The following is a 3,708-nucleotide window of genomic DNA, read 5'->3' on the forward strand; positions in this document are numbered from 1 at the left end:
TCGCGACCCGTCTCGTGGGCCGCATCAGCCCCGCGCCGCACCGCGGCTGAGGGGCGGCGGCCGGCCGGCCCCTCCCACGGCCGCCCCGCCCGGCGGACACCCGCGGGACGTCCGCCAGCTGGACCCGTGACCGTCCGGCGGCCCGGCCGTGGGAGGATCGGATCAGGCGGGCCAGGGCCGCGCACCCGGCCGCGCCGTCGCAGACCGAGGCGCGAGCATGAGGAGCACCGTTGAGCAGGTTGCGTTGGCTGACCGCGGGGGAGTCGCACGGACCCGCACTGGTGGCGACGCTGGAGGGGCTTCCCGCCGGCGTCCCCGTGACGACGGACATGGTGGCGGACGCACTCGCCCGGCGGCGGCTCGGATACGGCCGCGGCGCCCGGATGAAGTTCGAGAAGGACGAGGTCACCTTCCTCGGCGGGGTCCGGCACGGGCTGACCATGGGCGGCCCGGTGGCCGTGATGGTCGGCAACACCGAGTGGCCCAAGTGGGAGAAGGTCATGTCGGCCGACCCGGTCGACCCCGACGAACTGGCCCAGCTGGCCCGTAACGCCCCGCTCACCCGGCCCCGCCCGGGCCACGCGGACCTCGCCGGCATGCAGAAGTACGCGCTGGACGAGGCCCGGCCGATCCTGGAGCGCGCCAGCGCCCGCGAGACGGCGGCCCGTGTCGCGCTGGGCACGGTGGCCCGCTCCTACCTGAAGGAGACGACCGGCATCGAGCTGGTCTCGCACGTCGTGGAGCTGGCCGGGGCGAAGGCCCCGTACGGCGTCGTGCCGGTCCCCGCCGACGAGGCGCGTCTCGACGAGGACCCGGTGCGCTGCCTGGACGCGGACGCGTCGAAGGCGATGGTCGCCGAGATCGACCAGGCCCACAAGGACGGCGACACCCTCGGCGGAGTGGTCGAGGTGCTCGCCTACGGCGTACCGGTCGGCCTCGGCTCGCACGTGCACTGGGACCGCAGGCTCGACGCCAGGCTCGCCGCCGCCCTGATGGGCATCCAGGCCATCAAGGGCGTCGAGGTGGGCGACGGCTTCGACCTGGCCAGGGTGCCGGGCTCCCAGGCCCACGACGAGATCGTGCCCACCGCCGACGGTGTACGCCGCACATCGGGCCGCTCCGGCGGCACCGAGGGCGGCATGACCACCGGTGAACTGCTGCGGGTGCGCGCCGCGATGAAGCCGATCGCGACCGTGCCCCGCGCGCTCGCCACCATCGACGTGGCCACCGGCGAGGTCGCCGCCGCGCACCACCAGCGCTCGGACGTCTGCGCGGTGCCCGCCGCGGGCATCGTCGCCGAGGCCATGGTCGCGCTGGTCCTGGCGGACGCGGTCGCCGAGAAGTTCGGCGGCGACAGTGTCGGCGAGACCCGCAGGAACGTCCGCTCGTTCCTCGACCACCTGCAGATCCGATGAGGGGGCCGCTGGTCGTCCTCGTCGGCCCGATGGGCGTCGGCAAGTCCACCGTCGGCGAGCTGCTCGCCGAACGGCTCGGTACGGGCTACCGCGACACCGACGCCGACATCGTCGCGGCCGAGGGCCGCACCATCGCGGACATCTTCGTCGACGACGGCGAGGACCACTTCCGCGCCCTGGAGCGCGCCGCGGTACGCGAGGCGGTGGCCGGGCACACCGGCGTCCTGTCGCTCGGCGGCGGCGCGGTCCTCGACCCGGCCACCCGCGAACTCCTCGCGGGCCACCCCGTCGTCTACCTCTCCATGGACGTGGACGAAGCGGTCAAGCGCGTCGGGCTCAACACCGCGCGCCCGCTGCTCGCCGTCAACCCGCGCCGGCAGTGGCGTGAGCTGATGGACGCCCGCAGGCCCCTGTACACCGAAGTAGCACGTGCCGTCGTCGCCACCGACGGCCGGATCCCCGAAGAGGTCGCCGAGGCGGTCCTCGACGCGCTGGAGCTCCGGCTCCCCGCAGGGGACACCACCCCGCCCCCCGGCCAGGAGAAGACCGTATGACGCAGGACGCCCCCATCCGTATCCAGGTCGGCGGCACGGACGGCCACGATCCGTACGAGGTGCTGGTCGGCCGTCAGCTGCTCGGTGAGCTGCCCACGCTGATCGGCGAGCAGACCAGGCGGGTCGCCGTACTGCACCCCGAGGCGCTGGCCGAGACCGGCGAGGCGGTCCGTCAGGACCTCGCCGACCAGGGGTACGAGGCCATCGCGGTCCAGCTGCCGAACGCGGAGGAGGCCAAGACCGTCGAGGTCGCCGCCTACTGCTGGAAGGCACTGGGCCAGACCGGATTCACCCGTACCGACGTCATCATCGGCGTCGGCGGCGGCGCGACGACCGATGTGGCCGGATTCGTCGCGGCGACCTGGCTGCGCGGGGTGCGCTGGATCGCCGTGCCCACCACCGTGCTCGGCATGGTGGACGCGGCCGTCGGCGGCAAGACCGGCATCAACACGGCCGAGGGCAAGAACCTGGTGGGCGCCTTCCACCCGCCCGCCGGGGTGCTCTGCGACCTCGCCGCGCTGGACTCGCTCCCGGTCAACGACTACGTGTCCGGGATGGCCGAGATCATCAAGGCCGGTTTCATCGCCGACCCGGCCATCCTCGACCTCGTGGAGTCCGACCCCGAGGGGGCCCGTACGCCCGCGGGTCCGCACACCGCCGAGCTGATCGAGCGCTCCATCCGGGTCAAGGCGGAGGTCGTGTCGAACGACCTCAAGGAGTCGGGGCTGCGGGAGATCCTCAACTACGGGCACACGCTCGCCCACGCCATCGAGAAGAACGAGCGCTACAAGTGGCGGCACGGCGCGGCCGTCTCGGTCGGCATGGTGTTCGCCGCCGAACTCGGCCGGCTCGCGGGCCGCCTCGACGACGCGACCGCCGACCGGCACAGCGCCGTACTCGCCTCCGTCGGGCTGCCGCTGACCTACCGGGGCGACCAGTGGCCCAAGCTCCTGGAGACGATGAAGGTCGACAAGAAGTCCCGGGGCAACGTCCTGCGGTTCATCGTCCTCGACGGGCTCGCCAAGCCGACGGTCCTGGAGGGCCCGGACCCGGCCGTCCTGCTCGCCGCGTTCGGGGAGGTCTCCGCGTGAGCACCCGCGTCCTCGTGCTCAACGGCCCCAACCTGGGCCGGCTGGGCTCCCGCGAGCCCGACGTCTACGGCGCGACGTCCTACGCGGGGCTCGTCGAAGCCTGCACCCTGCTGGGCAAGGAGCTCGGCTTCGACGTCGAGGTGCGGGAGACCAACGACGAGGGCGAGATGATCCGCTGGCTGCACGAGGCGGCCGACGGCGCGCTGCCGGTCGTGATCAACCCCGGCGCGTTCACGCACTACTCGTACGCGATGCGGGACGCGGCCGCCCAGCGCACCGCCCCGCTCATCGAGGTGCACATCTCGAATCCGTACGCCCGCGAGGAGTTCCGTCACAACTCCGTAATCGCCGCGGTCGCCAGCGGCACCGTCGCGGGCTTCGGGATCGGCTCCTACCGCCTGGCCCTGCGGGCGCTGGCCGGGGAACTCACCGGCTGAGGCGGCGTTTTGGCCCGCCCCCGGCCGTTCACACGGTGCCGGCCGGGGAGGGTACCGTTCAGTACGAGAACCAGTCGGCTGAGCGAGACGGAGTGGCACCGGATGCAGCACGCCGAGGGAGCTCCGCTGCCGCCGCCCCCGCCGGGCGCCGTCGGCTGGGGCCAGAACGCCCAGCACCCCGCCGGGCCGCCGGGCTGGGTGGCACCGGGCC

The 3,708-nt window shown here is 73.6% G+C and carries 4 protein-coding genes; all 4 read left to right on the plus strand.

All coding sequences use genetic code 11. The features are described from left to right. Positions 1-230 precede the first annotated feature (230 nt). From aroC to aroQ, 4 genes are read left to right on the plus strand one after another with little or no spacing between them, the layout of a single operon-like run. The gene (gene aroC, locus G3I19_RS35235; RefSeq protein WP_164267759.1) at positions 231-1,415 is read left to right on the plus strand and encodes a chorismate synthase; all 1,185 of its coding nucleotides are present in this window, start codon (positions 231-233) and stop codon (positions 1,413-1,415) included. Then, on the plus strand, positions 1,412-1,969 hold the full coding sequence (locus tag G3I19_RS35240; protein ID WP_164267760.1) for a shikimate kinase: 558 nt from the start codon (positions 1,412-1,414) through the stop codon (positions 1,967-1,969). The genes aroC and G3I19_RS35240 overlap by 4 nt, the downstream gene beginning before the upstream one ends. Next, the gene (gene aroB, locus G3I19_RS35245) at positions 1,966-3,060 is read left to right on the plus strand and encodes a 3-dehydroquinate synthase (protein ID WP_164267761.1); all 1,095 of its coding nucleotides are present in this window, start codon (positions 1,966-1,968) and stop codon (positions 3,058-3,060) included. Before G3I19_RS35240 ends, aroB begins: the two co-directional genes overlap by 4 nt. Continuing rightward, entirely contained in the window at positions 3,057-3,497 is a 441-nt protein-coding gene (aroQ, locus tag G3I19_RS35250; RefSeq protein ID WP_164267762.1) for a type II 3-dehydroquinate dehydratase, read from the plus strand. Before aroB ends, aroQ begins: the two co-directional genes overlap by 4 nt. Positions 3,498-3,708 lie beyond the last annotated feature (211 nt).

Source organism: Streptomyces sp. SID10853, assembly GCF_010548145.1.
Taxonomy (GTDB): Bacteria; Actinomycetota; Actinomycetes; order Streptomycetales; family Streptomycetaceae; genus Streptomyces.